Annotated in this window: 23 protein-coding genes; 15 read left to right on the top strand and 8 right to left on the bottom strand. The window is 32.2% G+C overall.

Features of this window, described 5'->3' with window-relative positions; all coding sequences use genetic code 11:
* Positions 1 to 145: 145 nt before the first annotated feature.
* Together GKZ88_RS14930 and GKZ88_RS14925 are read right to left on the bottom strand one after the other, a co-directional pair.
* Positions 146 to 688 carry a hypothetical protein gene (locus GKZ88_RS14930; RefSeq protein WP_155103153.1) on the bottom strand — a complete coding sequence of 181 codons (543 nt, stop codon included), beginning with the start codon at positions 686 to 688 and terminating at the stop codon, positions 146 to 148.
* On the bottom strand, positions 685 to 1,578 hold the full coding sequence (locus tag GKZ88_RS14925; RefSeq protein ID WP_155103152.1) for a hypothetical protein: 894 nt from the start codon (positions 1,576 to 1,578) through the stop codon (positions 685 to 687). The genes GKZ88_RS14930 and GKZ88_RS14925 overlap by 4 nt, the downstream gene beginning before the upstream one ends.
* Positions 1,579 to 1,747: 169 nt before the next feature.
* Between GKZ88_RS14925 and GKZ88_RS14920 the strand changes: the two genes are divergently transcribed.
* The 3 genes from GKZ88_RS14920 (at position 1,748) to GKZ88_RS14910 (ending at position 4,150) form a co-directional block, all read left to right on the top strand.
* Complete coding sequence (locus GKZ88_RS14920; protein ID WP_155103151.1) at positions 1,748 to 3,076, top strand: VWA domain-containing protein; 1,329 nt, start codon at positions 1,748 to 1,750, stop codon at positions 3,074 to 3,076.
* A 171-nt stretch (positions 3,077 to 3,247) separates the two neighbouring features.
* Positions 3,248 to 3,700, top strand: coding sequence for a DUF1569 domain-containing protein (locus tag GKZ88_RS14915; protein ID WP_155103150.1), 453 nt, complete (start codon positions 3,248 to 3,250; stop codon positions 3,698 to 3,700).
* Between the two features lie 15 nt (positions 3,701 to 3,715).
* Positions 3,716 to 4,150: a nuclear transport factor 2 family protein gene (locus GKZ88_RS14910; protein ID WP_155103149.1), complete on the top strand. Its 435-nt coding sequence runs from the start codon at positions 3,716 to 3,718 to the stop codon at positions 4,148 to 4,150.
* Between the two features lie 4 nt (positions 4,151 to 4,154).
* Here the strand turns inward: GKZ88_RS14910 and GKZ88_RS14905 are convergent, their stop codons facing one another.
* Both GKZ88_RS14905 and GKZ88_RS14900 read right to left on the bottom strand, forming a co-directional pair.
* Positions 4,155 to 4,799: an endonuclease III gene (locus GKZ88_RS14905; RefSeq protein ID WP_155103148.1), complete on the bottom strand. Its 645-nt coding sequence runs from the start codon at positions 4,797 to 4,799 to the stop codon at positions 4,155 to 4,157.
* Positions 4,800 to 4,847: 48 nt separating this feature from the next.
* On the bottom strand, positions 4,848 to 5,714 hold the full coding sequence (locus tag GKZ88_RS14900) for an alpha/beta hydrolase (protein ID WP_155103147.1): 867 nt from the start codon (positions 5,712 to 5,714) through the stop codon (positions 4,848 to 4,850).
* Between the two features lie 138 nt (positions 5,715 to 5,852).
* Here GKZ88_RS14900 and GKZ88_RS14895 point away from each other — a divergent pair, with 138 nt between their 5' ends.
* The 6 genes from GKZ88_RS14895 (at position 5,853) to GKZ88_RS14870 (ending at position 15,482) form a co-directional block, all read left to right on the top strand.
* Positions 5,853 to 7,280, top strand: coding sequence for a glycogen synthase (locus tag GKZ88_RS14895; protein WP_155103146.1), 1,428 nt, complete (start codon positions 5,853 to 5,855; stop codon positions 7,278 to 7,280).
* Positions 7,270 to 8,550: a glucose-1-phosphate adenylyltransferase gene (locus GKZ88_RS14890; RefSeq protein ID WP_155103145.1), complete on the top strand. Its 1,281-nt coding sequence runs from the start codon at positions 7,270 to 7,272 to the stop codon at positions 8,548 to 8,550. Before GKZ88_RS14895 ends, GKZ88_RS14890 begins: the two co-directional genes overlap by 11 nt.
* Before the next feature lie 70 nt (positions 8,551 to 8,620).
* Positions 8,621 to 10,525: a 1,4-alpha-glucan branching protein GlgB gene (glgB, locus tag GKZ88_RS14885; protein WP_155103144.1), complete on the top strand. Its 1,905-nt coding sequence runs from the start codon at positions 8,621 to 8,623 to the stop codon at positions 10,523 to 10,525.
* Between the two features lie 202 nt (positions 10,526 to 10,727).
* A complete protein-coding gene (locus GKZ88_RS14880) occupies positions 10,728 to 13,127 on the top strand; it encodes a glycoside hydrolase family 31 protein (RefSeq protein ID WP_155103143.1) in 2,400 nt (799 codons plus the stop codon).
* Positions 13,128 to 13,212: 85 nt separating this feature from the next.
* Positions 13,213 to 14,025 carry a M48 family metallopeptidase gene (locus tag GKZ88_RS14875; protein ID WP_155103142.1) on the top strand — a complete coding sequence of 271 codons (813 nt, stop codon included), beginning with the start codon at positions 13,213 to 13,215 and terminating at the stop codon, positions 14,023 to 14,025.
* A gap of 152 nt (positions 14,026 to 14,177) precedes the next feature.
* On the top strand, positions 14,178 to 15,482 hold the full coding sequence (locus tag GKZ88_RS14870; RefSeq protein ID WP_155103141.1) for an MFS transporter: 1,305 nt from the start codon (positions 14,178 to 14,180) through the stop codon (positions 15,480 to 15,482).
* Positions 15,483 to 15,608: 126 nt separating this feature from the next.
* On the opposite strand, the gene GKZ88_RS14865 is transcribed toward GKZ88_RS14870, so the two are convergent.
* The 4 genes from GKZ88_RS14865 to GKZ88_RS14850 are packed head-to-tail and all read right to left on the bottom strand — an operon-like array spanning position 15,609 to position 18,483.
* Positions 15,609 to 16,331, bottom strand: a complete 723-nt coding sequence (locus tag GKZ88_RS14865; protein WP_155103140.1) for a head GIN domain-containing protein — start codon at positions 16,329 to 16,331, stop codon at positions 15,609 to 15,611.
* A gap of 19 nt (positions 16,332 to 16,350) precedes the next feature.
* Complete coding sequence (locus GKZ88_RS14860) at positions 16,351 to 17,412, bottom strand: hypothetical protein (RefSeq protein WP_155103139.1); 1,062 nt, start codon at positions 17,410 to 17,412, stop codon at positions 16,351 to 16,353.
* A complete protein-coding gene (locus GKZ88_RS14855) occupies positions 17,396 to 17,932 on the bottom strand; it encodes an anti-sigma factor (protein ID WP_155103138.1) in 537 nt (178 codons plus the stop codon). The genes GKZ88_RS14860 and GKZ88_RS14855 overlap by 17 nt, the downstream gene beginning before the upstream one ends.
* On the bottom strand, positions 17,929 to 18,483 hold the full coding sequence (locus GKZ88_RS14850; RefSeq protein WP_155103137.1) for an RNA polymerase sigma factor: 555 nt from the start codon (positions 18,481 to 18,483) through the stop codon (positions 17,929 to 17,931). The genes GKZ88_RS14855 and GKZ88_RS14850 overlap by 4 nt, the downstream gene beginning before the upstream one ends.
* Positions 18,484 to 18,831: 348 nt before the next feature.
* Between GKZ88_RS14850 and lon the strand changes: the two genes are divergently transcribed.
* The 6 genes from lon (at position 18,832) to GKZ88_RS14820 (ending at position 25,935) form a co-directional block, all read left to right on the top strand.
* Positions 18,832 to 21,285 carry an endopeptidase La gene (lon, locus tag GKZ88_RS14845; protein WP_155103136.1) on the top strand — a complete coding sequence of 818 codons (2,454 nt, stop codon included), beginning with the start codon at positions 18,832 to 18,834 and terminating at the stop codon, positions 21,283 to 21,285.
* 162 nt (positions 21,286 to 21,447) lie between these two features.
* Complete coding sequence (gene porQ / locus GKZ88_RS14840) at positions 21,448 to 22,467, top strand: type IX secretion system protein PorQ (RefSeq protein WP_155103135.1); 1,020 nt, start codon at positions 21,448 to 21,450, stop codon at positions 22,465 to 22,467.
* A 4-nt stretch (positions 22,468 to 22,471) separates the two neighbouring features.
* Positions 22,472 to 23,077, top strand: a complete 606-nt coding sequence (locus GKZ88_RS14835) for a murein L,D-transpeptidase catalytic domain-containing protein (protein ID WP_155103134.1) — start codon at positions 22,472 to 22,474, stop codon at positions 23,075 to 23,077.
* A gap of 84 nt (positions 23,078 to 23,161) precedes the next feature.
* Entirely contained in the window at positions 23,162 to 23,761 is a 600-nt protein-coding gene (locus GKZ88_RS14830; protein WP_155103133.1) for a murein L,D-transpeptidase catalytic domain-containing protein, read from the top strand.
* Positions 23,762 to 23,796: 35 nt separating this feature from the next.
* Positions 23,797 to 24,489 carry a (d)CMP kinase gene (cmk, locus tag GKZ88_RS14825; RefSeq protein ID WP_155103132.1) on the top strand — a complete coding sequence of 231 codons (693 nt, stop codon included), beginning with the start codon at positions 23,797 to 23,799 and terminating at the stop codon, positions 24,487 to 24,489.
* Between the two features lie 69 nt (positions 24,490 to 24,558).
* Positions 24,559 to 25,935 carry a nucleoside permease gene (locus GKZ88_RS14820; protein ID WP_155103131.1) on the top strand — a complete coding sequence of 459 codons (1,377 nt, stop codon included), beginning with the start codon at positions 24,559 to 24,561 and terminating at the stop codon, positions 25,933 to 25,935.
* Positions 25,936 to 25,985 lie beyond the last annotated feature (50 nt).

Below are 25,985 nucleotides of genomic sequence, written 5' to 3'. Positions count from 1 at the left end.
GAACGTGAACATCTCTTTTAAACTGAAAATCCTTCCGCAAAAGATACAGCGCAGAGCCCGGCCCGAAGGGAAACGCCATAAATAGTTTTGATTTAATTTATGGTTTTGAAAGTCTATTTGTTGGGTGTAGTGTTTTTAAAGATTTTTAAGGTAGAATATCTCCAAGTTTTATATCCCAAACTGTTTTGTTTTTTACTCCAAAAGTTTTTTCGTTTGGTGAAAAGTATATTTTTTGATTTACTGTAAAATTAAATTGGGATATTCCATTTGTAACTTCTATTCCATATTGATTAGTCCAGCTATTAAAACTTAAATCTGTGGAATTATAGGAAGGTTTTAATTTAAATTCGTAAGATTTGTTTTCAATTTTATTCAATAAAAGCGATAAATTTATGATTTTCTTTTCTGGAGAAAGAAAATCATAGATTTTAGTGTTTTCCTCTATGAATAAAGAAGTGATATTTTCCATTAATTGCTTTTTTAGTTCAGCATTTGAATTTTTATCAGAATATAGCGTTAAGTACTGATATAATTCTGAAACTTTATCCATAGAATTTTGTTGGTAAGCTTCGATACTTTTTTCAGTAAAATTTGCTTGAATTGCTGTCGTTTTTTCGTGGGCACTTTGTGCTATGACAGTACCATAACACAAAAATGAAAAAATAATTATTGAATATTTTTTTTTCATAACTGCTTAATTCTAATGAAAATTATTTGTTTCTGATTATTGGTCTCAAGAGTTACAATTTCCATTTTCTTTGTTTCACTAGTTGGAATAATCAGTTTTTGGGAAAATTCTTTTTTGTTTAAATACTCAGCGCCTAAGTCATCTTTAAATAAAACGATGACTTCGAGTTCGTCTGAAAGAATCTTTTCTAAGTTATCTTTTCTTGCTTGCCATTCGGTCGTGTTTGACTGCATATATGTTTTTAATACCAGTGCATAATCTTCTGGTTTTACAAATATTTGATTGTCAATCTGGTCAACATCAATTTCTTGTTTCTCAAAATATGGACTTTCAATAAGCAGTTTTTCATCTTTTTCTTGAAGCTGAATTTTAGAGTCTTTGATTTCAACAGGATTTTTTTTCCCATTTGTGACGCTGTAAACTGTAAAATCATCCGCTTTTATTGGTGCTTTGGTATACTGATTTTTAATTTCTACAGTTTTTAGGCTTTTACTTTTTTCAAAAAAATAAAAACTAATTCCACTAATTATGAATATTAATACTACTATAATTAATGCCGTTTTTTGCGTTTTCCTTGATTTTTTTAAATAGGAAGTTTGAGATACATTGCTACTTTCGAACTGGTTTTTAAATACGAACTCATCCCAGTCTAAATATCCAGTAAATTTCGAAAAAATGTCCAACATGTCTTTTCTTGGCAATTTTTCGTTTACATCTGGTTTTAAATGAGTGTAAATCCATTTTTCGCTGACACGCTCATTTTGAGTTGTTTCAATTAGATCTATTAATTGTCGGATATCTTTGGAACTAAAGTTCTTCCAATCACCCTGAAAGAAGGGATAATGTTTGGAATATTCTTTTAAGATCTGATTTTTTAATTCCTGAAACAATTCTGAGTTCTTTATTAGTTTAGCAAATGTAATTTTTTAAACGGAAGTCTTACTGTAAATGTACTGTAAAAACCTATAAAAAAACTTTACAGTAATTAGAAATTGATTCTACAGTACTAATTTTTATGAATCGTTTTAATCTTGTTGAAAATTTTAAAATCAACAAATTATGAAAGCAAAAATTGTAATTATTGGAATGTTAATAGTAAATGCATGTTTTGGGCAGGACGGGGTTTCATCTGGTTCCTATAGTATGGTAAGCAGTAATAGCATGAATTCTCATAAAGAGAGTGGTGCGTTTAACGACCGTATGATTATCGTAGAAGATTTTGTAAATTATCATAAACACAAAATCAACATTCCGAAAAAAAATGAAGTAGCATTGAGCATAGATTATGACAGTGATTTATTGGAAAGCAAAAATAGTTTTGTTTTGCAGGTTGGAATTGCGACGATTGCAAAAGAAAATATGGCTAAAACATTAAAAGATGTAAATGTTTCACTTGTTATTGACAATAGCGGTTCGATGGGAGGAACAAAAATTAATTATGTAAAAAATGCTGTCAAAACTTTTGTGAAAAATTTGGATAATGGAGTGTGTCTGTCATTAATTACGTTTGACAATACTGCACGAATCGAAATGAATACGGTTAAGTTAAATTTTGACCGTGAAAAAATTTATCAAATAATAGATAGTATTCAACCTGGCGGTTCTACAAATATTAATGCCGGAATGATGTTAGGGTATGAGGAAATTGCAAAAACACATAATGAAAGTGTAAACTCGAGACTAATTTTGCTTACAGATGGAATGACCAATACAGGTGAACGTAATTTAGAAAAAATACTTTTAAATTCTAAACATTACAATGACATGGGAATAGAAATATCTACAATTGGCGTTGGAAATTCTATAGATTTTGATTTACTGAGAAGTTTGTCTGAGACTGGAAAAGGTTCTAATCATTTTATAGGTGATTCTGAAAGTGATATTCAAAAAGTATTTGTAACTGAGCTTGAAAGTTTGCTATATAATATTGGCAAAAAAACTAAAGTGACTATCGAATTGCCGGATAATTATGCTATAAAGAAGATTTATGGATATAAACCTAATTATAATTCTGAGCAGAAAGTCTCTATAGAGCTCGAAAATTTAAATTCAGGAATCACTGAGGTTATATTGATAGAAATTGAAAAGAAAACATCTGTAAAGGGTGAAATCAAAGCCACTTTGGAGTATAAAAAAGATGAAAATGATATCACTGTTGAAGAAGCTATAAATTTTAAGCCAAATGTAAAAAACACTAATGATGAAATTGCAAAAAATTATGCTATTGCTCTAATGGCAGAAGCGCTAAAACAATATGCATCTGATTATACAAAAGGTCAGACTCCAACAAAATCAAGCTTACAAAAGGCGCTTGCATTTGCTGACAAATATACCAATATACAGGATGTTGATATAAAACGAACTTATGACATACTCAAAAAAATATAAATCGTCGCTTTTTGTAATAATTTCTAGCCCAAAATCTTTCAGTAGAAAGATTTTGGGTATTTATAGATTGTCCCTATTTTTTTTGAGGTTTTATTGTGTTGATGCAATCTACATCTGAAAATTTGATATTTTTGTTTCATCAAAACTCATTTTAATAATTGTAAGAGTGCTATGAAGAATATTTTTGACAAAAATGTTAGTGACGAATTTATAAAACGTGCCAATGCGCTTAATGCTAATTCGCAGCCACTTTGGGGTAAAATGTCTGTTGATCAAATGCTGGCTCATTGTAATGTGACATATGAAATGGTTTACGAAACTATTCATCCGAAGCCTAATGCTTTTTTAAGATTTATTCTAAAAACTTTAGTTAAAAATAAAGTTGTAAATAATGAGCCTTATCCAAGAAATAGTAGAACTGCTCCGCAATTTATTATATCAGGTGAACGTAATTTTGAAGTCGAAAAAAACAGACTTGCCAATTATATTAGCAAAACACAGGAATTAGGTGAACGTGAATTTGAAGGAAAGGAATCTCTTTCCTTTGGAAAATTGACCGCTACAGAATGGAACAATATGTTTGTTAAACATTTAGACCATCATTTTTCTCAATTTGGAGTTTAATCAAAACTAATTTATATGAGGGTTTATTTTATTCTGCTTTTCCTTTGTATAGGATTTGCTTCTAATGCTCAAAAACAGGAAGTTCAAAAAAGTATTGAAATATTTTTTGAAGGATTTCATCAAAAAGATACTTTGAAAATAAAATCGGTTTGTGCAGATAAAATGATTCTGCAATCCATTAGTGAGAGTGCTTCAAAAGGAAATAAATTATCTGACGAAACTGCAAGAGAATTTTATAAATCAATTGCAACAATTCCTTCCAGTATGAAATTTCAAGAGAAAATTTTAAGTTATACAATTCAAATTGATGGAACAATGGCTCATGTTTGGGCACCATATGAATTTTATCTGAATGATAAGCTGAGTCATTCAGGTGTAAATACTTTTACTTTATTTAAAGAAAAAGATTCCTGGAAAATTATTTATTTAATTGATACTCGAAGAAAATAAATATTTAAAGAACTTCTGTAGCATAATAGAAGCAGAAATCTGCCAAAAGACATTCTTCACATTTAGGTTTAGGTCTGCAGGTTTCTCTTCCAAGAAAAGAAATTGCCATGCCAATTTCTGACCAAATACTTTTTTGAAGTACCTGCATCAAATCTTTTTCAACTTTATTCCCATCTTTTGCTTCTTTTATTATTCCAATTCTGGGAGCGACGCGAATAACGTGTAAGTCGGCAATAATTCCTTCTGCAGGTTTTCCGGTTTCTCTTAAAATTACATTTGCTGATTTTCGACCAATTCCTTTTAAAGCTGTTAATCCTTGCATAGTCAAAGGAATATCTTTGTCATTTTGGATGGTTTTTGCAATTTCTAATAACCAATTTGCTTTTGTTCCAAAGTTTCGGACCTTGCTTATATAAGGTATGAAAGTTTCGAAATCGGTTTTAGATAAACTGTTCAATGTTGGAAATTCTTCAAATAAAGAAGGTGCTATTTTATTAATATTTGCATCAGAATCTTGTGCAGACAAAATAACCATAACTAACAATTGATATGTATTTTGATATTCTAAAGGATGCCTTTTTCCTTTATATTTATTCAAAATAGGTTCTAGTTTTGTTTCCCAATCTGATGTTTCCCCAAATAAATCCATTTCAGCATTATTTTAAGTTAGATATATGAAAGTGTAACTATCACAAAATTAGTTAGTTTTGATAAAATTCATGATTTTTTTAATGACATTTTGGTTGCCAAGTATTTTTCTGTGGCCTAAACCATCCGTCAAATACAAAGTTCCATTTTCAAGCTGTTCATGAATGTGAATTCCAGCTTTTACAGAAACTTCTGGGTCATCATTATCATGAATTACTAATACTGGTATTTTTACTTTTTGTGCGGCTCTGTAAGCTGAAAAATCATCCATTTTTACTTGATATTTCTCTTCAAAAAGATTGCGGAGACGCTCACTTATTTCTTGTTTTAAACCTAATTTTGAAATAAACTCATCTAAAATATCCTGAACAATATCACCGCTTCCTATAACAATCGCTTTGTTTGTCTGTAATCCGTCTTTTATAGCATTTAAAACAGACATTCCGCCGAGAGAATGACCAATTGCAATTTCGAATGGTCCAAATTCTTTTTCAAGTTCTAATATTGAAGCAATAAATTCAGACATTATAGTTGATTTTCCCCTAGATTTTCCATGTGCTGGAGCATCAAAACTTATTGTTGAAAAGCCATTTTTTAAAAGTTCATCGGCTATTTTAAATAACTGTGTGCCTCTTCCAGACCATCCATGAACTAATAAAATTTTACGAGCGCTTTCTCCATATTGATACGTTACAATGTTTTTGTTTATTGCAGGCACATGAATTATTTTGTGAACACTTTTAGAATCCATTTCAAGTTCTCGTTTTGGAACTTTATGTTTTATAGGTGTTGTAAATAATTTTGCAGTATATGAAGTAACCAATTTGGTTGAAATAAGGGCACAAATTTTACAGGATACAATGATAAACTGTGGAATTTTTAATGATTTAATAGGATTAGTTTCCTTTTTTGACATATTGATAATTTTTTTTTGACGGCTAAATTCTGCTTATTTTTTCCTAAATTTAAAAAACATAAAAGTAGCATATTAATGATTGCTTCCAGAAAAAAATAAATCATTAATTACTTTTTAATACCATTATAAAATTTTAGGATGGAAATATTTCATTTAAGTGCAGAATGTTACCCAATGGCTAAAGTGGGCGGCCTTGCTGATGTCGTAGGAGCACTGCCTAAATATCAGACAAATGCAGGTCATCAAGTTAGAGTTGTTGTCCCTTGTTATGATACAAAATTCAGAAAAGAGAATGATTTAGAATGTGTTCATTGGGGGAATGTCAAATTGGGAAATTTCGATTTTCCTTTTAGTGTTTTAAAAGAGACATCTGACAAATTGGGTTATGAGCTGTATCTTATTGAAATTAAAGAATTGTTTGACCGCCCAAATGTTTATGGCTACGAGGATGACATTGAGCGTTTTTTGTCTTTTCAAATTGCAAGTTTAGATTGGATTTTGGCGCGCAAGAAAGTGCCTGAAATTATAAACTGTCACGACCATCATACTGGAATCGTTCCTTTTTTGATAAAATATGCTTATAAATATGAAAGTCTGCAAAATGTAAAAACAGTTATTACAATTCATAATGGTTTGTATCAAGGCTGGTTTGGTTTTGACAAATTGTATTATCTGCCAGAATTTGATTTAAGACACATTGGGTTTTTAGAATGGAATAATTCGATTAATTCTTTGGCTGTTGGTATCAAATGTGCAAATGCAGTAACAACTGTTTCGCCGAGTTATTTAAATGAAATTAATTATGCAGCAAACGGTTTAGAAGCGCTGTTTAATTCAGTTCGGAATAAATCGAAAGGAATTTTAAACGGAATTGATATTGAAGTCTGGGATCCTTCAAAAGATAAAATGCTTGAATATCATTATTCAATTGAAAATTTTGAATTAGGAAAACAAAAAAATAAAGAAAAGCTCTGCGAGCAATTTGATTTAGATCCCGCAAAACCGCTTTTTAGTTTTATTGGCCGTTTATTCGAAGAGAAAGGCGGAGATTTATTGCCACAAGCTTCTGCATTGGCATTATCTGAAAATTTTGAAAATATTAATATTCTGATTTTAGGATCAGGGAATTCAGAAATAGAATCACAATTAACGCAATTGCGTAATGATTATAAAGGCAACTACAATGTTTTTATTGGTTATAACGAAGAATTGGCGCATTTAATTTATGCGGGTTCAGATTATATTTTAATGCCTTCAAGAGTTGAACCATGCGGTTTAAATCAGATGTATGCAATGCGATACGGAACTGTTCCAATTGTGAGAAGAACAGGAGGCTTGAGAGATACGGTGATTGATTTTGGAGATGAAGGAAATGGTATTTGTCATGATCAGGCTTCGGTAGGAGATATTTGTTATTCAATAAATCGTGCGGTGAAGCTTTATGATGACAAAATAAATTTCAATACAGTTTTAAAACGAGGAATGGCAACAGATCATTCCTGGGAAAGAGTGTGCCAAGAATATATCGAGATATACAACCTAATAATTGAGAAAAATGAAATTTAAAAAGAAAAATGTAGTTGCTATTATTTTAGGAGGAGGACAAGGATCACGTTTGTTTCCATTAACTGAAACAAGATCAAAACCTGCAGTACCAATTGGTGGAAAGTACCGATTAGTTGATATCCCTATTTCAAATTGTATCAATTCTGATATTTTTAAAATATTTGTTTTGACACAGTTTAATTCTGCATCACTAAATGCACACATTAAAAACACTTTTAATTTTAGTATTTTCAGTCAGTCGTTTGTTGATATTTTAGCGGCTGAACAGACGCCAGATAATCCTACGTGGTTTCAAGGAACTGCCGATGCCGTTAGACAATGCATGTCTCACTTTTTAAAACATGATTTTGACCATGCTTTAATTCTTTCGGGAGATCAATTGTATCAAATGGATTTTAACGAAATGTTAGAAGCTCATATTGCTGCAGATGCTGAAATTTCGATTGCTACTTTACCTGTAAATGCAAAAGATGCACCAGAATTTGGGATTTTGAAAACCGATCATGAAAATACGATTCAGGCATTTATAGAAAAACCAGATGCTTCTTTATTGCCAGAATGGGAATCTGAAGTGAGCGAACATATGCAGGAAAAAGGCAAAAAATATCTTGCTTCAATGGGAATCTATATTTTCAATAAACCATTGTTAGAAGAATTAATGGCGAATCCGGAAACGAAAGATTTTGGAAAAGAAATCATTCCACAGGCCGTTGGAAAACATAAAATACTAAGTTATCAATATGAAGGATATTGGACAGATATTGGAAATATTGAATCCTTTTTTGAAGCCAATATTGGTTTAACAGCTGATATACCGGAATTTAATTTATTCGATAACGACAATAAAATTTTCACAAGACCGAGATTGCTTCCGCCATCAAAATTTAGAAATTCGATTATCAATCAATCATTAATTTCTGAAGGCTGTATTATAAATGCCAAAGAAATTAAAAGTTCAGTAATTGGAATTCGTTCTCGAATTGGCGTAGGAACTGTTCTTGAAAACTGCTACGTGATGGGGAATGATTTCTATCAAGATTTAGATGAATTGAATCATGAAGCAAGTGTCAGTAAAATTCATGTTGGAATAGGCGAAAACTGTTTTATAAAAAATGCTTTGGTTGACAAAAATGTACGCATTGGAAATAATGTTCACATTAGCGGCGGTAAGCATTTAGATAATTTTACTAATGAATTGTACAGCATTAAAGACGGAATTGTTGTCATTAAAAAAGGAGCAATTCTCGCAGATAATTTTAGAATTGAATAAAATTTAAGAAATTCAATAAATCCCGATAGCTATCGGGACCAAATTCCAATTGTTGCCTTAAAAAACAAATATGACAAAAGTAATTACGCATTCTTTATTTACCGATTTTGATATTGATTTATTCAAAGCTGGAAAACATTTCAAATTGTATGAAAAGTTGGGAGCACATTTAATTGAGGTAAATGGAGTGAAAGGAGTTTATTTTGCTGTTTGGGCACCCACGGCGAAGTCGGTTTCTGTTGTGGGCGATTTTAATTATTGGACACAAGGCGAGCATCAGCTTCAGGTTCGTTGGGATTCTTCGGGAATTTGGGAAGGATTTATTCCAGACATTTCAAAAGGCTCTCTCTATAAATATAAAATTCAATCGAATATTGATGGAGTCGTAACTGAAAAGGCAGACCCTTTCGCTTTATATTGTGAAAAACCGCCACATACAGCTTCTGTTGTCTGGGATTTGGATTACAATTGGAAAGATAAGAATTGGATGGAATCCCGCCATGAAAATAATGCTCTTGACAAACCTTATTCAGTTTATGAAGTGCATTTAGGATCATGGAAACGTGGTGAACATAACCGATTTTTAACCTATTTAGAATTGGCAGATGACTTAGTCAATTATGTAAAAGAAACTGGTTTTACGCACGTTGAATTTATGCCAATTATGGAGTATCCCTATGATCCTTCATGGGGTTATCAGTTAACGGGCTATTTTGCGCCAACTTCACGTTTTGGAAAACCACAGGATTTTATGGTTTTGGTTGATAAACTGCATCAAGCTGGTATTGGTGTTATTTTAGACTGGGTTCCATCACATTTTCCTGATGACGCACATGGTTTAGGTTTCTTTGATGGTTCGCATTTATACGAGCATCCAGATCGCAGAAAAGGTTATCATCCTGATTGGAAAAGTTTGGTTTTTAATTATGGACGTAATGAAGTTCGTGCTTTTTTAATCAGTAATGCAGTTTTCTGGCTTCAAAATTATCATGCTGACGGATTACGAGTTGATGCTGTTGCTTCGATGCTTTATCTTGATTATTCTAGAAATGAAGGTGAATGGGAACCCAATATTTACGGCGGAAGAGAGAATCTTGAAACGATCAGTTTTCTTAAAGAATTTAATGAAGTAATCTATGCTAATTTTGATGGAGTTCAGACTATTGCAGAAGAAAGTACTTCGTTTCCAATGGTTTCAAGACCAACTTTTACTGGAGGCTTGGGCTTTGGAATGAAATGGATGATGGGCTGGATGCACGATACTTTAAAATATTTTCAAAAGGAAACGGTTTATAGAAAATATCATCAAAATGATTTGACTTTTTCGATGACGTATGCGTTTACAGAAAACTTTATGCTTCCGTTTTCTCATGACGAAGTTGTGTATGGAAAAAAAACAATTGCCAATAAAATGCCAGGCGATGAATGGCAGAAATTTGCAAATTTAAGATTGCTTTACGGATACATGTTCACACATCCCGGAACAAAATTATTGTTTATGGGATCTGAATTTGGACAAAGTGACGAATGGAATTTTGAGAAAAGTCTAGATTGGCATTTGTTGCAGTACGATTACCATTCTGGGATTAAAAAAGTGATTACAGATTTAAATCAATTATATAAATCGCGTCCGGCATTGTATGAAAAACAATTCACAGGAGAAGGTTTTGAATGGATTAATTACTCAGATCATCAAAATGCCGTCCTTTCCTATATCCGAAAAGGAAATAATTCAGATGAAAACATTATTGTAGTTTGCAATTTTACGCAAGTAGTAAGAGAAAATTATAGAATTGGTATTTCTCAGAAAGGGAAATTGACAGAAATTTTTAATACTGATGCTGTAATTTATGGCGGAAGCGGTATTGGAAATTCTAAATCTTTAAAAATCGATGTGATTCCTTATGACGGAAGAGATTTTTCTGTTGAATTAATTTTGCCTCCCTTAAGTGTTACTGTATATTCTTTTGAGTAGAAAAGTACACGATAATTTTAAGGAGTGCCATTTTATCAAATATGTGTCATTAAATTATCGAATTGTCGATTTTTAAAGAACAAATTTAATAGTAGTTCAGAAAAAACGTTTTCGTTAATAATCCTTTTATTCATAGTGCTTTACCAAGTTTTTTTGTATGTTTGAAGTAAGGATAGAGTTATAAAATTAAGATAATAGCGATATGATTACAAATACATCATTAGAACATAAAGGCAACTTGTTTCCTTCAAAAATAGTTTCTTATGAACATGAAGGCGATTCAGTTTCTTTTTATACAGACAATAATGTAATCTTAAAAGTCACCGTTCTTCGTGACAGTTTAATTCGTTTTCGTTTTACGACAAAAGGTTACTTTAGTAATGACTTTTCATATGCCATTGACAAAACGCAGCTTCACGGTTATAATTTTCTGAAAGTTACTGAAGATGAAAATTATTATGAAATTACAACCAGTAAAGTGGTTTGTAAAATCAAAAAAGCTGATGTCCGTTTGTCTATTTATGACTTAAATAATTGTTTAATTCTTCAGGATGAACTTGGTTTTCATTGGGAAGAAAGTTACGAATATGGCGGAAATATTGTAAAAATGAGCAAATCTTCAAGAGATGGAGAATGTTTTTACGGTCTTGGCGATAAAGCCACTCAAATGAATTTAAAAGGCAAAAGAGTTGAGAATTTTGCAACTGATCAATATGCTTATCAAAAAGATCAAGAACCGTTATATAAAGTAGTTCCTTTTTATATTGGTTTACACAACAAACAATCCTACGGAATATTTTTTGACAATACATTCAGAACATTTTTCGATTTTTGTCAGGAAAGAAGAAATGTAACCAGTTATTGGGCAGAAGGTGGAGAAATGAATTATTATTTCATTTATGGTCCTCAAATGCAAGATGTTGTAACGACTTATACAGATTTGACCGGAAAACCAGAATTACCGCCGCTTTGGGTTTTAGGTTATCATCAATGTAAATGGAGTTATTATCCAGAAAGCAAAGTAAAAGAAATCACTTCAAAATTTAGAGAACTAAAAATTCCGTGTGACGCTATTTATTTAGATATCGATTATATGGAAGGTTTTCGATGTTTTACATGGAATAAAGAATATTTTCCAGATCCCAAAAAGATGGTTACCGAGTTAGCCGAAGATGGTTTCAAAACCATTGTCATCATTGATCCGGGAATTAAAATCGATAAAGATTACTGGGTGTATCAAGAAGCTTTAAAAAATGATTATTTCTGCAAAAGAGCCGATGGTCCTTATATGAAAGGTAAAGTCTGGCCAGGAGAATGTAATTTTCCAGATTATACAAATCCCGTAGTAAGAGAATGGTGGGCAGGATTATTTAAAGAATTAATTTCAGATATTGGCGTAAAAGGAGTTTGGAATGATATGAACGAACCCGCTGTTATGGAGGTTCCAAATAAAACATTCCCAATGGATGTAAGACATTCATACGACGGAAACCCTTGCAGTCACAGAAAAGCGCACAATATTTATGGAACCCAAATGGCAAGAGCCACATATCACGGCGTAAAGCGTTTTGTATATCCAAAAAGGCCTTTTGTAATTACAAGATCGGCTTATTCAGGTGCGCAGCGTTATACTTCATCCTGGACAGGCGACAACGTGGCGACTTGGGAACATTTATGGATTGCAAATATTCAGGTTCAGAGAATGTCAATTTCCGGAATGGGTTTTACAGGTTCTGATATTGGAGGTTTTGCCGAACAGCCAACAGGCGAATTATACGCACGGTGGATTCAGTTAGGGGTTTTCCATCCTTTCTGCAGAACGCATTCTTCTGGAGATCATGGAAACCAAGAACCTTGGGCTTTTGACGAAGAAGTAATTAATATCACCAGAAAATTTGTGAGTCTTCGTTATCAATTACTTCCTTATTTATATACCATGTTCTGGCAATATATTGAAGAAGGGATTCCGATGCTGAAACCTTTAGTTTATTACGATCAAGACGATACTCAGACGCATTATCGCAATGATGAATTCATCTTTGGAAATCAAATTTTAGTATGTCCAATCCTTGAACCTAATGCTGTAGGTAGACGTATGTATATTCCAAGAGGCGAGTGGTATAACTTCTGGACAAACGAGTTTACAGTTGGAGGAAGAGAAGTTTGGATTGATACCAAATTTGATGAAATTCCAGTTTTCATAAAAGCGGGTGCGGTGATTCCAAAATATCCAGTGCAGCAATATGTTGGCGAATTAGAATTTGATGAGTTAATGCTGGATGTTTATTTCAAGCATGGTAAAGAGAAATCGGTGGTTTATGAAGATGCGCAGGATGGTTATGATTATAAAAAGGGGCGTTATAGTTTCCTATCTTTCAGAACCATTGGAAAAGCGAAGGAATTGATTATTCAACTTCATAAAGACGGAAAATATGATACCCCTTACACCAAGTATAAAATCAATTTAATTGGACTTCCTTTTAAAGTAACTGAAATTGAAATTGACAATGAAAGAATTGAATTTGATCAATTAAGCTTTGAGCAAAATAAATTTTTAATTGTTGATAAAGAGTTCAATGAACTTCACATAGTAGGTGAGTAGGTAAATTCCGATAAACTTTTTGAAAATTATGTAAAAGTGAAAGTTAATTTAGTTGTATTTTTGTTACTGCTTAATATGTAGAATCATGAAAAAACATCTAATTACAGGACTTTTTATCGCAGTTTTAGTATACAGCTGCGCAACAAATCCAATAACAGGAAAACAAAATTTAAATTTTGTTTCAAATAGTGAATTATTTCCATCTTCTTTTCAGCAGTATAATCAGTTTTTAACTGAAAATAAGGTTGTTACAGGAACGGCTGATGCAAAACTTGTTGAAACAGTGGGATATAAAATTAAATTGGCGGCCGAAAAGTACCTAAATTATTTAGGACAAACGCAATACTTGAAAGATTATCGCTGGGAATATAAACTAGTTGATAATAAAGAAGTTAATGCATGGTGTCTGCCTGGAGGAAAAATCGTTGTCTATTCTGGGATTTTGCCTGTAACACAAAATGAAGCTGGTTTGGCAACAGTAATGGGACATGAAGTTTCGCATGCTTTAGCCAATCACGGAGCACAGAGAATGTCAGCAGCACAGTTACAGCAAATTGGTGGAGCAGCTTTAGGAGCAGCAACAAGCGGAAAATCTGAAGCAACTCAGCAAATATTTGCGCAAGCGTACGGAATTGGTTCTGAAGTTGGCGTAATGCTGCCTTTCAGCAGAAGCAATGAAAGCGAAGCTGATAAAATCGGTTTAACATTAATGGCGATTGCAGGTTACAACCCTGATGATGCTGTTGCTTTCTGGAGCAGAATGGCAGCCAAATCAGGGGCAGCTGGAACTCCAGAATTTATGAGTACACACCCGTCAGATGCAACAAGAATTGCTAATATTAAAGCATTAGTTCCTGAAGCAAAAGCAATTGCACTTAAAGTGGGGACTATAAAATAAAATTCTAACGATCAGAAAAATAATTTTAAAGCTATTCTTTTATGAATAGCTTTTTTTGTACTTCATAATTTAATAATGTACGAATTGAATAATTTGTATCTGATTATAATAAAAATTAAATAAATTCGTAGCGCACTAACAACACCATTTCTATGAAAAACCTACAAAAAGGAGATAAAAAATTATTAAATGCCTGGGCGTTTTATGATTGGGCGAACTCCGTTTATACACTAACAATTGCATCTGCAGTATTTCCAATATTTTATGAAGCATTATTTACTGACCGCGGTCATTATATTGATGTTTTTGGGATGCATCTTAAAAATTCAGCTTTAATCAGTTTTACAACTGCTTTTGCATTTCTTGTAGTTTCTTTTATTTCACCATTATTATCAGGAATAGCTGATTATGTTGGGAATAAAAAAGCCTTTATGAAGTTTTTCTGTTATTTAGGAGCTTTGTCTTGTATGGGATTGTATTGGTTTGATCTTGGAAATATTTATCTAGGTTTAGCCTTTTATTTCTTAGGATTAATTGGATATTGGGGGAGTTTGGTTTTTTACAATTCCTATTTGCCAGATATTGCTTTTGAAGAGCAACAGGATAGCATTAGTGCCAAAGGATATTCATTAGGATATATTGGCAGTGTAATTTTATTAGTGATTAATCTTGGTATGATTATGTTTCCAGATACTTTTAAAATTACTGCAATGGAAGCCATGCGTTATTCTTTTATAATGGTAGGAGTTTGGTGGATTTTATTTAGCCAATATACTTATTATTATTTGCCAAAAGGAAGTAAAGAAAATGGAGAAAAATTAACAAGATCTGTTGTTTTTAACGGTTTCAAAGAACTTAAAAAAGTTTGGGTTTTATTAAATGATAATACTCCTTTGCGACGATATTTAGGCGGATTTTTTGTCTCAAGTATGGCAGTGCAAACCGTAATGCTGGTTGCAACTTATTTTGGAGCGCAGGAAATTCAGTGGTCATCACCAGAAGAAAGTCAAAAAGGATTAATTATTTGTATTTTGCTAATTCAGCTAGTAGCTGTAGTTGGAGCTGTTTTAACTTCAAAAGCTTCGGCAAAATATGGAAATGTACCAACTTTAATTTTTATCAACGCTATTTGGGCCGTATTTTGTGCTTTGGCATATTTCATAACATTGCCAATGCATTTTTACGTTATGGCGACTGTTGCCGGATTTGTTATGGGAGGAATCCAGGCATTATCACGTTCAACATATTCAAAATTATTGCCTGAAACACAAGATACAGCCTCATTTTTTAGCTTTTATGATGTTGCTGAAAAAATCGGAATCGTAATAGGAATGTGTGTTTACGGGATTATTGACCAATTAACTGGAAGTCCGCGAGCGGCGATTGTAATTTTGGGAATTTTCTTTGTTACATCCATTTTTCTTTTGAGAAGAGTTCATAAAAAAGAGGCACTTTAAGTGCCTCTTTTTATTTAGATATTTTGTTGATTAAAAATAAAAGCTCAATAATAAAAGAGGAATGATGAGTTCGTTTTTTGATTGGATGATTTTAAAAATCTTTTATTATTGAGCTTTATTTAGAATTTATGCTTTTGAAATGCTTCCTGAACCTGAAACTTTTGCATCGCGCTTTTCAGGATTTCCTGTATATTTAATATCGCCTGACCCAGAAACTCTCGCCGTTAAGCTTTCGTTGCAGTTTACTTTAACATCACCTGAACCTGAAACGCTTATGTTGGCGGTTTTAGATTTTAGATTTGCAGCTTCAATATCGCCCGAACCTGAAAGTTTAATAGTTAAATTATCTGAATTTCCTTTTAATTTGATATCTCCTGAACCGCTCAAACTGAAATCAAATTCATTTGCAGCAACATCTAAATCAACATCGCCTGATCCTGATAATTTTGCTGAAAATTTATCATTTTTAATTGTAGATTTAGCGACAATATCTCCTGAACCTGACAAACTAAGGTCAGATATTTTTTCAAACGGAATTGTAATCTCTACTTTTTTTCCTGTGCTTGGACGTAAATTTGTTCCTTTCTTCGTATAAATTTTTAAAGCATTACCTTCAACTTCAACAATAATTGCAGATACAATATTTTGTTCTCCTTTAATGGTGATTTTACCTTCTTTTCCTGCCACTAAATCAACATCAAAAAAACCTGAGATCTTTATAGCATCATATTCTGACGTGGTTCTTGTTTCAGTTACAACATTGCCATTTCCGTTGATTTTTTCTTGTGCGTTAGCTGTTAAGCCTATTAAAAATGCTGCGCAAACTACTGATTGAATAATTTTTTTCATGGTTTTTGATAGTTTAAAATTATTGTTTTTTGACTAATGATACGTTTCCGTAAGTTGAATTAATTATTACTTTATTCTGACCTTTCTTTTTATGAAAGCCGCTTATGTTTTTTGAACTGTTTTTGGTTTCATTTACATTAATTTCTAAATCATCACCGTTTTTAATGCTCGCATATTTGGTGTTAATGTCAAAATCAAAGGCATAATTGTAATTGTAGCCTAATGTAATATCTGTGTAACCCGAATTAATATTGACATTTTTTGCTTTTTCGGTCAAGGTGCCAATGTTAACTTTGCTGTAGTTAGTATCGATATTTAAATTACTTGAAACTTCGACAACAGAAACCGTCAAATAATTTCCTGTGCCTGTAAATGAATTTACTTTTTGAAATTTCAAATTACCGTAACTGCAGTCGTATTTAATATTTTGAGCATCCGAAACTACTAAGTCAGTATAATTTGCATCAAAGTTGATATTGCCTGAATCATTTACTTTCAAACCTGAATAACGCGCCGTAATTGTACCATTTTTAATATAATCGATGGATGAATTTTGGCAGTATTCAATATTTAGTTTGTTGTTCTGATTGTTTAATTTTCCAAGAGTGACCTTCCCATATTTACAGCTTATATCAGTTGGACCTTCTAAAGTAAGAGAGGTAATATTTCCGTATTTATTCATCAATTTTACAGTTCCGTTTTTCGGAATTTTGACTACATAATTAATCTCAAAACTATTACTGCTTCCTCGGCCTTTGTTAGTTGAACTTCCAATTTTAGTAATAGCCGAAACCATCGTTTTTAATGCCGTAATATCAACATCAATAGTGTTTAGTTTTTCGTTCACCCAATTTTCATTACCGCCAGTAACTTTGATGGTGATATCAAGATCTATTTTATCTTCGTCCCAAGTTGATATTGAAATGTTTCCATATTTGTTGTCAATATCAATTCCTGCATTCGAATTTACGATATAGGTTTTCTTGATGTTTTTTTGTTTTGAAATATTAGAGTCATCATTTGAAAACCCCAGAAAAGGCATCAAGATGAACAGAATTAGTATTTTATAATGTTTTTTCATGGCTTGTGTTTTTTAAATTTTCGTTTTCTTCAATTCTTTTCAAAACCGTCTGCAAAAATGATATCCTAGTTTGCAGATTGCTTATCATGGCATAAATAATTTGTTTGTTTTCGCCGTTTTTTTGCAGTTCATTAATGATTTTTTGATAATCGGCATCAAAAACTTTCATTTGTTTTAATGCATCAGTTATGATTTGCTCATTTTCAGGCGAACTCTTTTCTTTCAGTTTAACCAGTTCATTATCAATTAGAATATTGAAGATAGAATCAGTACGCTGTGTTTCTTTAGAAGCAAATTTGAATTCTTGTGGTTTTTCATTTTGATAAAAAACAGCGACTCCAAGCATTAATACGATTGAAGCTGCTATCGAAGCCACAAACCAGTAATTTTTCTTTTTTGGTTCTTTTCTGTTCAGTTTATTTAAAAAAACGTCCTGATGATCTGAATTTAATTCCTGAACATCCCATTGGTCTTCAAATTTGTTGAATAATTGATCTAAATTGTCATTTTCCTTTTTCATATCTCCTCTAATTTTTTTCGCAAACTTTCTTTTGCTCTGCTTAATGTAGTTCGGCAGTTTTGATAACTAATATTTAAAATCTCGCTTATTTCTTCCTGATCATAACCTTCAATGTAAAAAAGCGTCAGAACCATTCGGTAACTGTCTTTCAGACTTAAAATAGTGTCTAAAACTTGTTTTACTTTTAAAGTGTTAAAATCAATGGTTTCAGAATAAAAGTCATCATTTTCTTCAATTTTATAAAGTGTCTTGCTCAGATCTTCAACCTGAAAAACATTATTCTTTTTATAAAAATCAATACTGTAATTGATCACAATTCTCTTCAGCCACGCGCCAAAAGCAACTTCTTGTTTGTAGTCGTTTATTTTTGTAAATGCCTTCAAAAAACCTTCCTGCATGACGTCTTGTGCAAAATGTTCGTCTTTTACAATACGGTACGCCACATTGTACATGGCTTTACTGTAACGGTTGTAAATTTCAAATTGGGCCTTTTGATTATTCTCTTTACAAAGCGCGATTAATTCTTCGATATTTTGGTTGGTTATGCTCAAGTAATGTTTGCTAGTTTTTTATAATGACTTTACTTTTTTTGGTTTGTTACAGTTTTAGAAAAAATAATTTTATTTTTTTTTAGATTTTAATTTTAGAGGCGTAATTCATTTTAATAATGAAATCGTATTTGTTCATTAAATGTAATTATTTACGCATTATTTTTTATTACGGTAACCTCAGTTTTACTTCTAATATTTCTTTTTTGCTTTTGGCATAATGATTGTCTATTTTTATCGCCTGTCTTGTAAAGATAACATTTAGCATAATTTTACTAAAAACTGCTTTAAGGAATGTTACTTTTGTAGATGGTATAAAACTTTTAATGACAAAACGACTTAAATATTATTATGTCAAATCATAAAATACTTACTATTGACAATCTGTCACTTCAGGAATTTGATTCAGAAGCAGAATTAATTCCATTATTAACTCCAGAAGACGAAGAGGAAATGAATAATGAGGAACTTCCGGTTTCTCTGCCAATTTTGCCTTTGCGTAATACGGTTTTATTTCCAGGTGTTGTTATTCCTATTTCAGCAGGAAGAGACAAGTCTATTAAATTAATTAATGATGCCAATGCCGGCGGAAAAATTATTGGAGTAGTTTCTCAAATTAATGAAGAAGACGAAGATCCGTCTAAAGATGATATTCATAAAATTGGAACTGTAGCTCGAATTCTACGCGTTTTAAAAATGCCTGACGGAAATGTCACGGTTATTTTGCAAGGAAAAAAACGTTTTGAAATTGACGAAGTAGTTTCTGAAGAACCTTATATCACTGCAACTATCAAAGAAGTTTCAGAAGAACGTCCGGATGAAAATGATACTGAATTTACGGCAATTTTAGATTCTGTTAAAGAATTGGCTATTCAGATTATTAAAGAAAGTCCAAATATTCCATCTGAAGCGACATTTGCAATCAAAAACATTGAAAGCCAATCATTTTTGATCAATTTTGTTTCTTCAAACATGAATTTATCTGTAAAAGAAAAACAAGGTCTTTTATCGATAAATGGTTTAAAAGAACGTGCTTTAGAAACTTTGCGCTATATGAATGTTGAACTTCAAAAATTAGAATTGAAGAATGATATTCAGTCAAAAGTTCGTTTTGATTTAGATCAGCAGCAGCGTGAATATTTCCTTCATCAGCAAATGAAAACCATTCAAGAAGAATTGGGAGGCGTTTCGCAAGAAGAGGAAATGGATGAAATGGGACAGAAAGCGAAAACCAAAAAATGGGACGAAAAAACTCAGAAACATTTCGAAAAAGAATTATCTAAAATGCGTCGTATGAATCCGCAGTCGCCAGATTTCGGAATTCAGCGCAATTATTTAGAATTGTTTTTAGAATTGCCTTGGGGCGAATATTCTAAGGATAAATTCGATTTGAAACATGCTCAGAAAATATTAGATAAAGATCATTTTGGACTTGATGAAGTTAAGAAAAGAATGATTGAACATTTGGCAGTTTTAAAATTGCGAAATGATATGAAATCTCCAATTATATGTCTAACAGGACCTCCGGGAGTTGGTAAAACTTCTATTGGACGCTCTGTAGCCGAGGCTTTAGGACGCGAATACGTTCGAATTTCATTAGGAGGTTTACGTGATGAAGCTGAAATTCGCGGGCACAGAAAAACCTATATTGGTGCAATGCCGGGAAGAATTATTCAAAGTTTAAAAAAAGCTGGAACTTCAAATCCAGTATTTATCTTGGATGAGATTGATAAATTGTCAAACGGTAACAGCGGTGATCCTTCTTCAGCTTTATTAGAAGTTTTAGATCCGGAGCAAAACAGTTCATTTTATGATAATTTCCTTGAAATGGGATATGATTTATCTAAAGTAATGTTCATTGCGACGTCAAACAATATGGCAGCAATTCAGCCAGCTTTGCGTGACAGAATGGAAGTAATCAAAATGTCAGGTTATACTATTGAAGAAAAGGTTGAAATTGCAAAAAGACATCTTTTTCCAAAACAGTTAGAAGCTCACGGATTAACTTCAAAAGATTTGACAATTGGCAAAAAACAATTAGAAAAAATTGTTGAAGGCTATACAAGAGAATCTGGTGTTCGTAATTTAGAAAATAAAATTGCTCAGGTAATTCGTAACGCAGCAAAATCTGTTGCGATGGAAGAGGAGTACAACAAAAAAGTTACTGATGAAGATATTGTAGCTGTTTTAGGTGTTCCAAGATTAGAGCGCGATAAATATGAAAATAATGATGTTGCTGGTGTTGTTACAGGTTTAGCTTGGACAAGCGTAGGCGGTGATATTTTATTTATAGAATCATTAATTTCTGAAGGAAAAGGTTCGTTGACAATTACAGGAAATCTTGGAAATGTCATGAAAGAATCAGCAACCATTGCCCTTGAATACATTAAAGCCAATGCTAAAAAATTAGGTTTATCAACTGAGCTTTTTCAAAAATATAATATCCACTTGCACGTTCCTGAAGGAGCAACTCCAAAAGACGGACCAAGCGCAGGTATTGCAATGCTAACTTCTTTGGTTTCTCTATTAACTCAAAAGAAAGTGAAGAAAAGTCTTGCGATGACGGGAGAAATAACGTTGCGCGGAAAAGTTTTGCCTGTGGGCGGTATTAAAGAGAAAATCTTAGCAGCAAAAAGAGCAGGAATTAAAGAGATCATTTTATGTCACGACAATAAAAGTGATATCGATGAAATTAAAGCTGAATACTTAGAAGGACTTACTTTTCATTATGTAAAAGAAATGAGTGAGGTTCTGGCCTTAGCTCTTACAGACCAAAGCGTAAAGAATGCTAAACAATTGAAATAAATTTCGATTAAAAAACTTAATATTTAATTCCAAATTCCAATTTTATTATTGGAGTTTGGAATTTTTTTATTGGAATTTATTTACGTTTTAATTTTATTTTTGCTGTTATATAATTTTATATTTGTATTTGCGTTATTCCCATATAGGAATCGCCCCAAAAGCATGTTCAAACGATTTGTTTTATTTTTAATGTTGTTAATTTGTTCGATATCTTTCGGGCAAGTTGGAGGGCGCTACACCTATCAGTTTTTAAATTTAACGTCTTCGCCAAGGCAGGCAGCGTTAGGTGGAAAAAATATTACGATTTATGATGATGATGTGAATCAGGTGATGTTTAATCCGGCAGTATTAAATGAAGATATGGACAATCATCTTGCTATGAATTATGGCAGTTATTATGGAGAAGCTTCTTATGGAACTGCTTCGTATGCTTATACCTATGACAGACACATTCAGACATTTTATGCTGGTGTGAGTTATGTAAATTATGGCAGCTTTGAAGGTTATGATGAAAATGGCCAGGCAACATCAGATTTTACAGGGAGTGAAGGTGCTCTTACGCTCGGATACGCATACAATATTCCTTATACAGATGTTCATATTGGAGTAAATGGAAAGCTAATAACTTCGACTTTAGAAAGTTATAATTCAATTGGAGGAGCAATTGATGTGGGAATTATGTATCAAATTGAAAAAAATAATGTAAATTTGGCCCTAGTATTTCGTAATATTGGAACTCAATTTACAACTTACTCAGGAATAAAGGAGAATTTGCCCTTTGAAATTATTGCAGGTGTCTCACAAGAATTAGAACACGTACCGCTTCGCTGGCATCTTTCATTAGAAAATCTGCAGCAATGGAACATTTCTTTTTCGAACCCCGTTCGTGGAGAGACCAATATTGATGGATCAACAAGTGACGAGAAAATCTCGTTTGCAAATAATGCTTTAAGACACGTAGTTTTTGGTGTGGAACTTTTTCCACAAAGAGCATTTAATTTGCGTTTAGGATATAATTTTAGAAGAGGAGAAGAATTGCGAATTGATGAACAGCGTAATTTTTCTGGAGTTTCATTAGGATTTGGCTTAAGAATGAATAAATTAAAATTCAACTATTCTTATTCAAGGTATACATTGGCGGCTAATACAAGTCTTTTTGGTTTAACTTTAAATTTTCAGTAATAATATGAAAATATTTACTTTATTTTTGTTCATGACTGTGAGTGTTTTTACGGGAGCTAAACACTATTTCAATGAAGATGAATCTACGATAACCAATGTCGAGATCGAAAGAATCAACAGCAGAATAACAGACATAAAAAACTTAATTAATCAGGATAGCAAATACAATACTAAAATTGCTTTTTTGATTGATATGAAAGTTCCTTCTGGAAAAAACCGTTTTTTTGTCTATGATTTAGAAAAGAACGAAGTTATAGATCAAGGTCTTGTAGCTCACGGTTCTGGTTCTGAAACCGGTATTAAAGGCATGCTTAAATTCAGCAATATGCCAAATTCTAATTGCACTGCACTTGGAAGATATGCAATTGGAAAAACATATAAAGGAATTTTCGGGAAAGCTTATAGATTAGCAGGTTTAGACGAAACGAACAATAAAGCTTTAGAAAGAGCTATTGTTTTACATGCTTATTCTGCAGTTCCATTACAAGAACAGGATTATTACATTAGCAACAGCCACGGATGTCCAATGGTAAACGAAGAGTTTTTTAAAAGAATCCAAAAGTTAATTGATAATTCTAAGACGAATATCGTAATGGATATTTATTATTAAAAATAGGTATTAAATTTATAGTCCTTTATGGTTGTAAACAGTTTTGTTTTCGATTATAAAGGATTTTTTTTGTCTTGATTTTATATGAAAAAGATTTTTTTTACTGTACTTTTTATTTTTTTTGGTTTTATTATTTACAATCTTATCTGTAAAAAAGATCATGAAGACACCCAAATAGACAAAAGGATTGATTTTCAGGTAAAGGAAGTAAAAAAGCTGATCAAAAGTAATTCGAAATACAATAAGGATATCGCATTTTTTATTGACATGAAGATTAGATCGGGAAAAAATAGATTTTTTGTTTACGATTTAAAAAACAATAAAATTATAGATAAAGGTTTAGTGGCTCACGGTTCTGGTTCTGAAACCGGGGTTAAAGGAAAGCTTCAATTTAGCAACGTGCCAAATTCTCTTAGTACTTCATTAGGAAGTTACTGCATAGGAAATTCATATATAGGAAAGTTTGGGAAAGCCTATAAAATGTATGGTTTAGATAAAAGTAATAATAATGCATATAAAAGAGATATTGTTTTTCATTACTACTATGATGTTCCGTATAAAGAGAAAGATGGTTACATTTGCAACAGTTTTGGCTGTCCAATGGTCAACAGAAAGTATTTTGAAAGAATAGCAAAAATAATAGATCATTCAGAATCAAATATTTTGATGAAAATTTATTATTAAACAGCTATAAAGAATAAAATTTAAAACATAAAAAATTGAAAAAAATTACAATTGCTATCGACGGATTTTCATCAACAGGGAAAAGTACTTTGGCAAAACAATTGGCAAAAGAACTTGAATATGTGTATGTAGATACGGGAGCGATGTATCGTGCGGTTGCGTATTTTGCTATGCAGAACCAACTTATTACAACTGATTCTTTCGATAAAAAAGCATTGATTGAAACTTTGCCTAAAATTCAATTAGAATTTAAATTCAATGCCGATTTAGGTTTTGCAGAAATGTATTTAAATGGTGAAAATGTAGAGAAGCAGATTAGGACTATTGAGGTTTCTAATTTTGTAAGCAAAGTAGCAGAAGTTTCAGAGGTACGTTCTAAATTGGTAGAACAACAGCAGGAAATGGGAAAAAATAAAGCTATAGTGATGGACGGAAGAGATATTGGAACAGTAGTTTTTCCTGATGCCGAACTTAAAATATTTATGACTGCTAGTGCAGAAACACGCGCACAAAGACGTTTTGATGAATTACAGCAAAAAGGTGACGATGTTACCTACGAAGAAGTGTTGAAGAATGTTGTTGACCGTGATTACATAGACACGCATCGTGAAGATTCTCCTTTAGTAATTGCCGACGATGCAATTGAAATAGATAATTCCTACTTAAATAAAGAAGAACAGTTTGCTGCTGTTTTAGAGTTGATAAATGATGTTGTTAAAATAGATTAATTTTTTGTAGATATTATTTTTAATGGTAGTTTTACCGCTTCATTTTTACTAAAAAGACAATTTCACTATATGGGAATTAAAAACAGGTTAATCGTGATGAGCTTTCTTCAGTTTTTTGTTTGGGGAGCTTGGCTTATTACTATTGGGAATTATTGGTTTGGTACCAAAAATTGGGAAGGAACACAATTTGGTTTAGTATTTGGAACCATGGGAATTGCTTCTTTGTTCATGCCTACATTAACCGGAATTATTGCCGACAGATGGGTAAATGCTGAAAAATTATACGGAATTCTTCATATTCTTTATGCTGTAGTTTTGTTTGGAATTGCACAAGTAACGACTCCTGATAATTTTATTGTTGTGATGCTTTTGGCAATGTGCTGTTATATGCCAACAATTGCTTTAAGTAATTCTATTTCATATACTTCGTTGAAATTAAATAACAAAAATATTGTAAAAGATTTTCCTCCAATTCGTGTTTGGGGAACAATAGGTTTTATTGTTGCTATGTGGATTACGAATTTAAGCGGAAGCAAAGCAACTGAATATCAGTTTTATATTGCGGGAGTTGGTGCTTTAATTCTTGGAGTTTACGCTTTTACATTGCCAAAATGTGAACCACAGCGTTTAATAAAAGAAAATGCAACTTGGATTGAAACTTTTGGTTTAGAGTCTTTTAAATTGTTTGCAAACTACAAAATGGCTCTGTTTTTTGTTTTTTCTATGTTTTTAGGAGGAGCATTACAATTGACAAATGCTTATGGAGATGTGTTCTTGGATGAGTTTAAACACTTTCCTAAATATGCAGATTCTTTCGTTATAAGGTATTCTACCATTATTATGTCGATTTCTCAGGTTTCTGAGACGTTATTTATATTGGCAATTCCGTTTTTCTTAAAGCGTTTCGGAATTAAACAAGTTATGCTTATTAGTATGCTGGCTTGGGTTTTACGTTTCGGATTATTTGCTTTTGGAGATCCTGTAGGAGGATTATGGATGATTATCCTGTCTTGTATCGTTTACGGAATGGCATTTGATTTCTTCAATATTTCAGGTTCATTATTCGTAGAAAGCAATACTGATTCTAAAATTCGTTCTTCTGCACAAGGTTTGTTTATGATGATGACCAATGGAGTAGGAGCTGTTTTAGGTAGTTTAACTTCTGGTTGGGCGATTGATCGTTTCTTTACAAAATCATTTGCTAATACAACTGAGTTGGCTGGGTTTTTACAAACCGATACAACAAACTCTAAAATGTTAGAATTTGTAAAAGGTCAAGGGAATTCAATTTCTGCAGATGGAATTTTTTCAAATCCAATTATGATGAAAGACTGGCATACGATTTGGCTTTCATTTGCGGCTTACGCTTTAATAATTGCAATTGCTTTTGCTTTGCTGTTTAAGCATAAACATGATCCGAAGGAAATTGAGAATTTGAGTCACTAAGAATAAATAGTATAAAACAAACCCGATAAATTTTTATTTGTCGGGTTTGT

The sequence above is a fragment of the Flavobacterium sp. LC2016-01 genome, assembly GCF_009711135.1.
GTDB lineage: Bacteria > Bacteroidota > Bacteroidia > Flavobacteriales > Flavobacteriaceae > Flavobacterium.
The sequence above is the reverse complement of the archived record's forward strand: the minus strand, read 5'-3'. Positions and strand labels throughout refer to the sequence as shown.

Excerpts from the sequence above, each read along its gene's own strand:
- GKZ88_RS14875 (WP_155103142.1), top strand. The coding sequence starts at position 13,213 with ATGAAAAAACATCTAATTACAGGACTTTTTATCGCAGTTTTAGTATAC.
- GKZ88_RS14870 (WP_155103141.1), top strand. The coding sequence starts at position 14,178 with ATGAAAAACCTACAAAAAGGAGATAAAAAATTATTAAATGCCTGGGCG.
- GKZ88_RS14905 (WP_155103148.1), bottom strand. The coding sequence starts at position 4,799 with ATGGATTTATTTGGGGAAACATCAGATTGGGAAACAAAACTAGAACCT.
- GKZ88_RS14830 (WP_155103133.1), top strand. The coding sequence starts at position 23,162 with ATGAAAAAGATTTTTTTTACTGTACTTTTTATTTTTTTTGGTTTTATT.
- GKZ88_RS14855 (WP_155103138.1), bottom strand. The coding sequence starts at position 17,932 with ATGAAAAAGGAAAATGACAATTTAGATCAATTATTCAACAAATTTGAA.
- GKZ88_RS14915 (WP_155103150.1), top strand. The coding sequence starts at position 3,248 with ATGAAGAATATTTTTGACAAAAATGTTAGTGACGAATTTATAAAACGT.
- GKZ88_RS14820 (WP_155103131.1), top strand. The coding sequence starts at position 24,559 with ATGGGAATTAAAAACAGGTTAATCGTGATGAGCTTTCTTCAGTTTTTT.
- lon (WP_155103136.1), top strand. The coding sequence starts at position 18,832 with ATGTCAAATCATAAAATACTTACTATTGACAATCTGTCACTTCAGGAA.
- GKZ88_RS14900 (WP_155103147.1), bottom strand. The coding sequence starts at position 5,714 with ATGTCAAAAAAGGAAACTAATCCTATTAAATCATTAAAAATTCCACAG.
- GKZ88_RS14920 (WP_155103151.1), top strand. The coding sequence starts at position 1,748 with ATGAAAGCAAAAATTGTAATTATTGGAATGTTAATAGTAAATGCATGT.
- glgB (WP_155103144.1), top strand. The coding sequence starts at position 8,621 with ATGACAAAAGTAATTACGCATTCTTTATTTACCGATTTTGATATTGAT.
- porQ (WP_155103135.1), top strand. The coding sequence starts at position 21,448 with ATGTTCAAACGATTTGTTTTATTTTTAATGTTGTTAATTTGTTCGATA.
- GKZ88_RS14865 (WP_155103140.1), bottom strand. The coding sequence starts at position 16,331 with ATGAAAAAAATTATTCAATCAGTAGTTTGCGCAGCATTTTTAATAGGC.
- GKZ88_RS14910 (WP_155103149.1), top strand. The coding sequence starts at position 3,716 with ATGAGGGTTTATTTTATTCTGCTTTTCCTTTGTATAGGATTTGCTTCT.
- GKZ88_RS14860 (WP_155103139.1), bottom strand. The coding sequence starts at position 17,412 with ATGAAAAAACATTATAAAATACTAATTCTGTTCATCTTGATGCCTTTT.
- GKZ88_RS14890 (WP_155103145.1), top strand. The coding sequence starts at position 7,270 with ATGAAATTTAAAAAGAAAAATGTAGTTGCTATTATTTTAGGAGGAGGA.
- GKZ88_RS14880 (WP_155103143.1), top strand. The coding sequence starts at position 10,728 with ATGATTACAAATACATCATTAGAACATAAAGGCAACTTGTTTCCTTCA.
- GKZ88_RS14835 (WP_155103134.1), top strand. The coding sequence starts at position 22,472 with ATGAAAATATTTACTTTATTTTTGTTCATGACTGTGAGTGTTTTTACG.
- GKZ88_RS14930 (WP_155103153.1), bottom strand. The coding sequence starts at position 688 with ATGAAAAAAAAATATTCAATAATTATTTTTTCATTTTTGTGTTATGGT.
- GKZ88_RS14895 (WP_155103146.1), top strand. The coding sequence starts at position 5,853 with ATGGAAATATTTCATTTAAGTGCAGAATGTTACCCAATGGCTAAAGTG.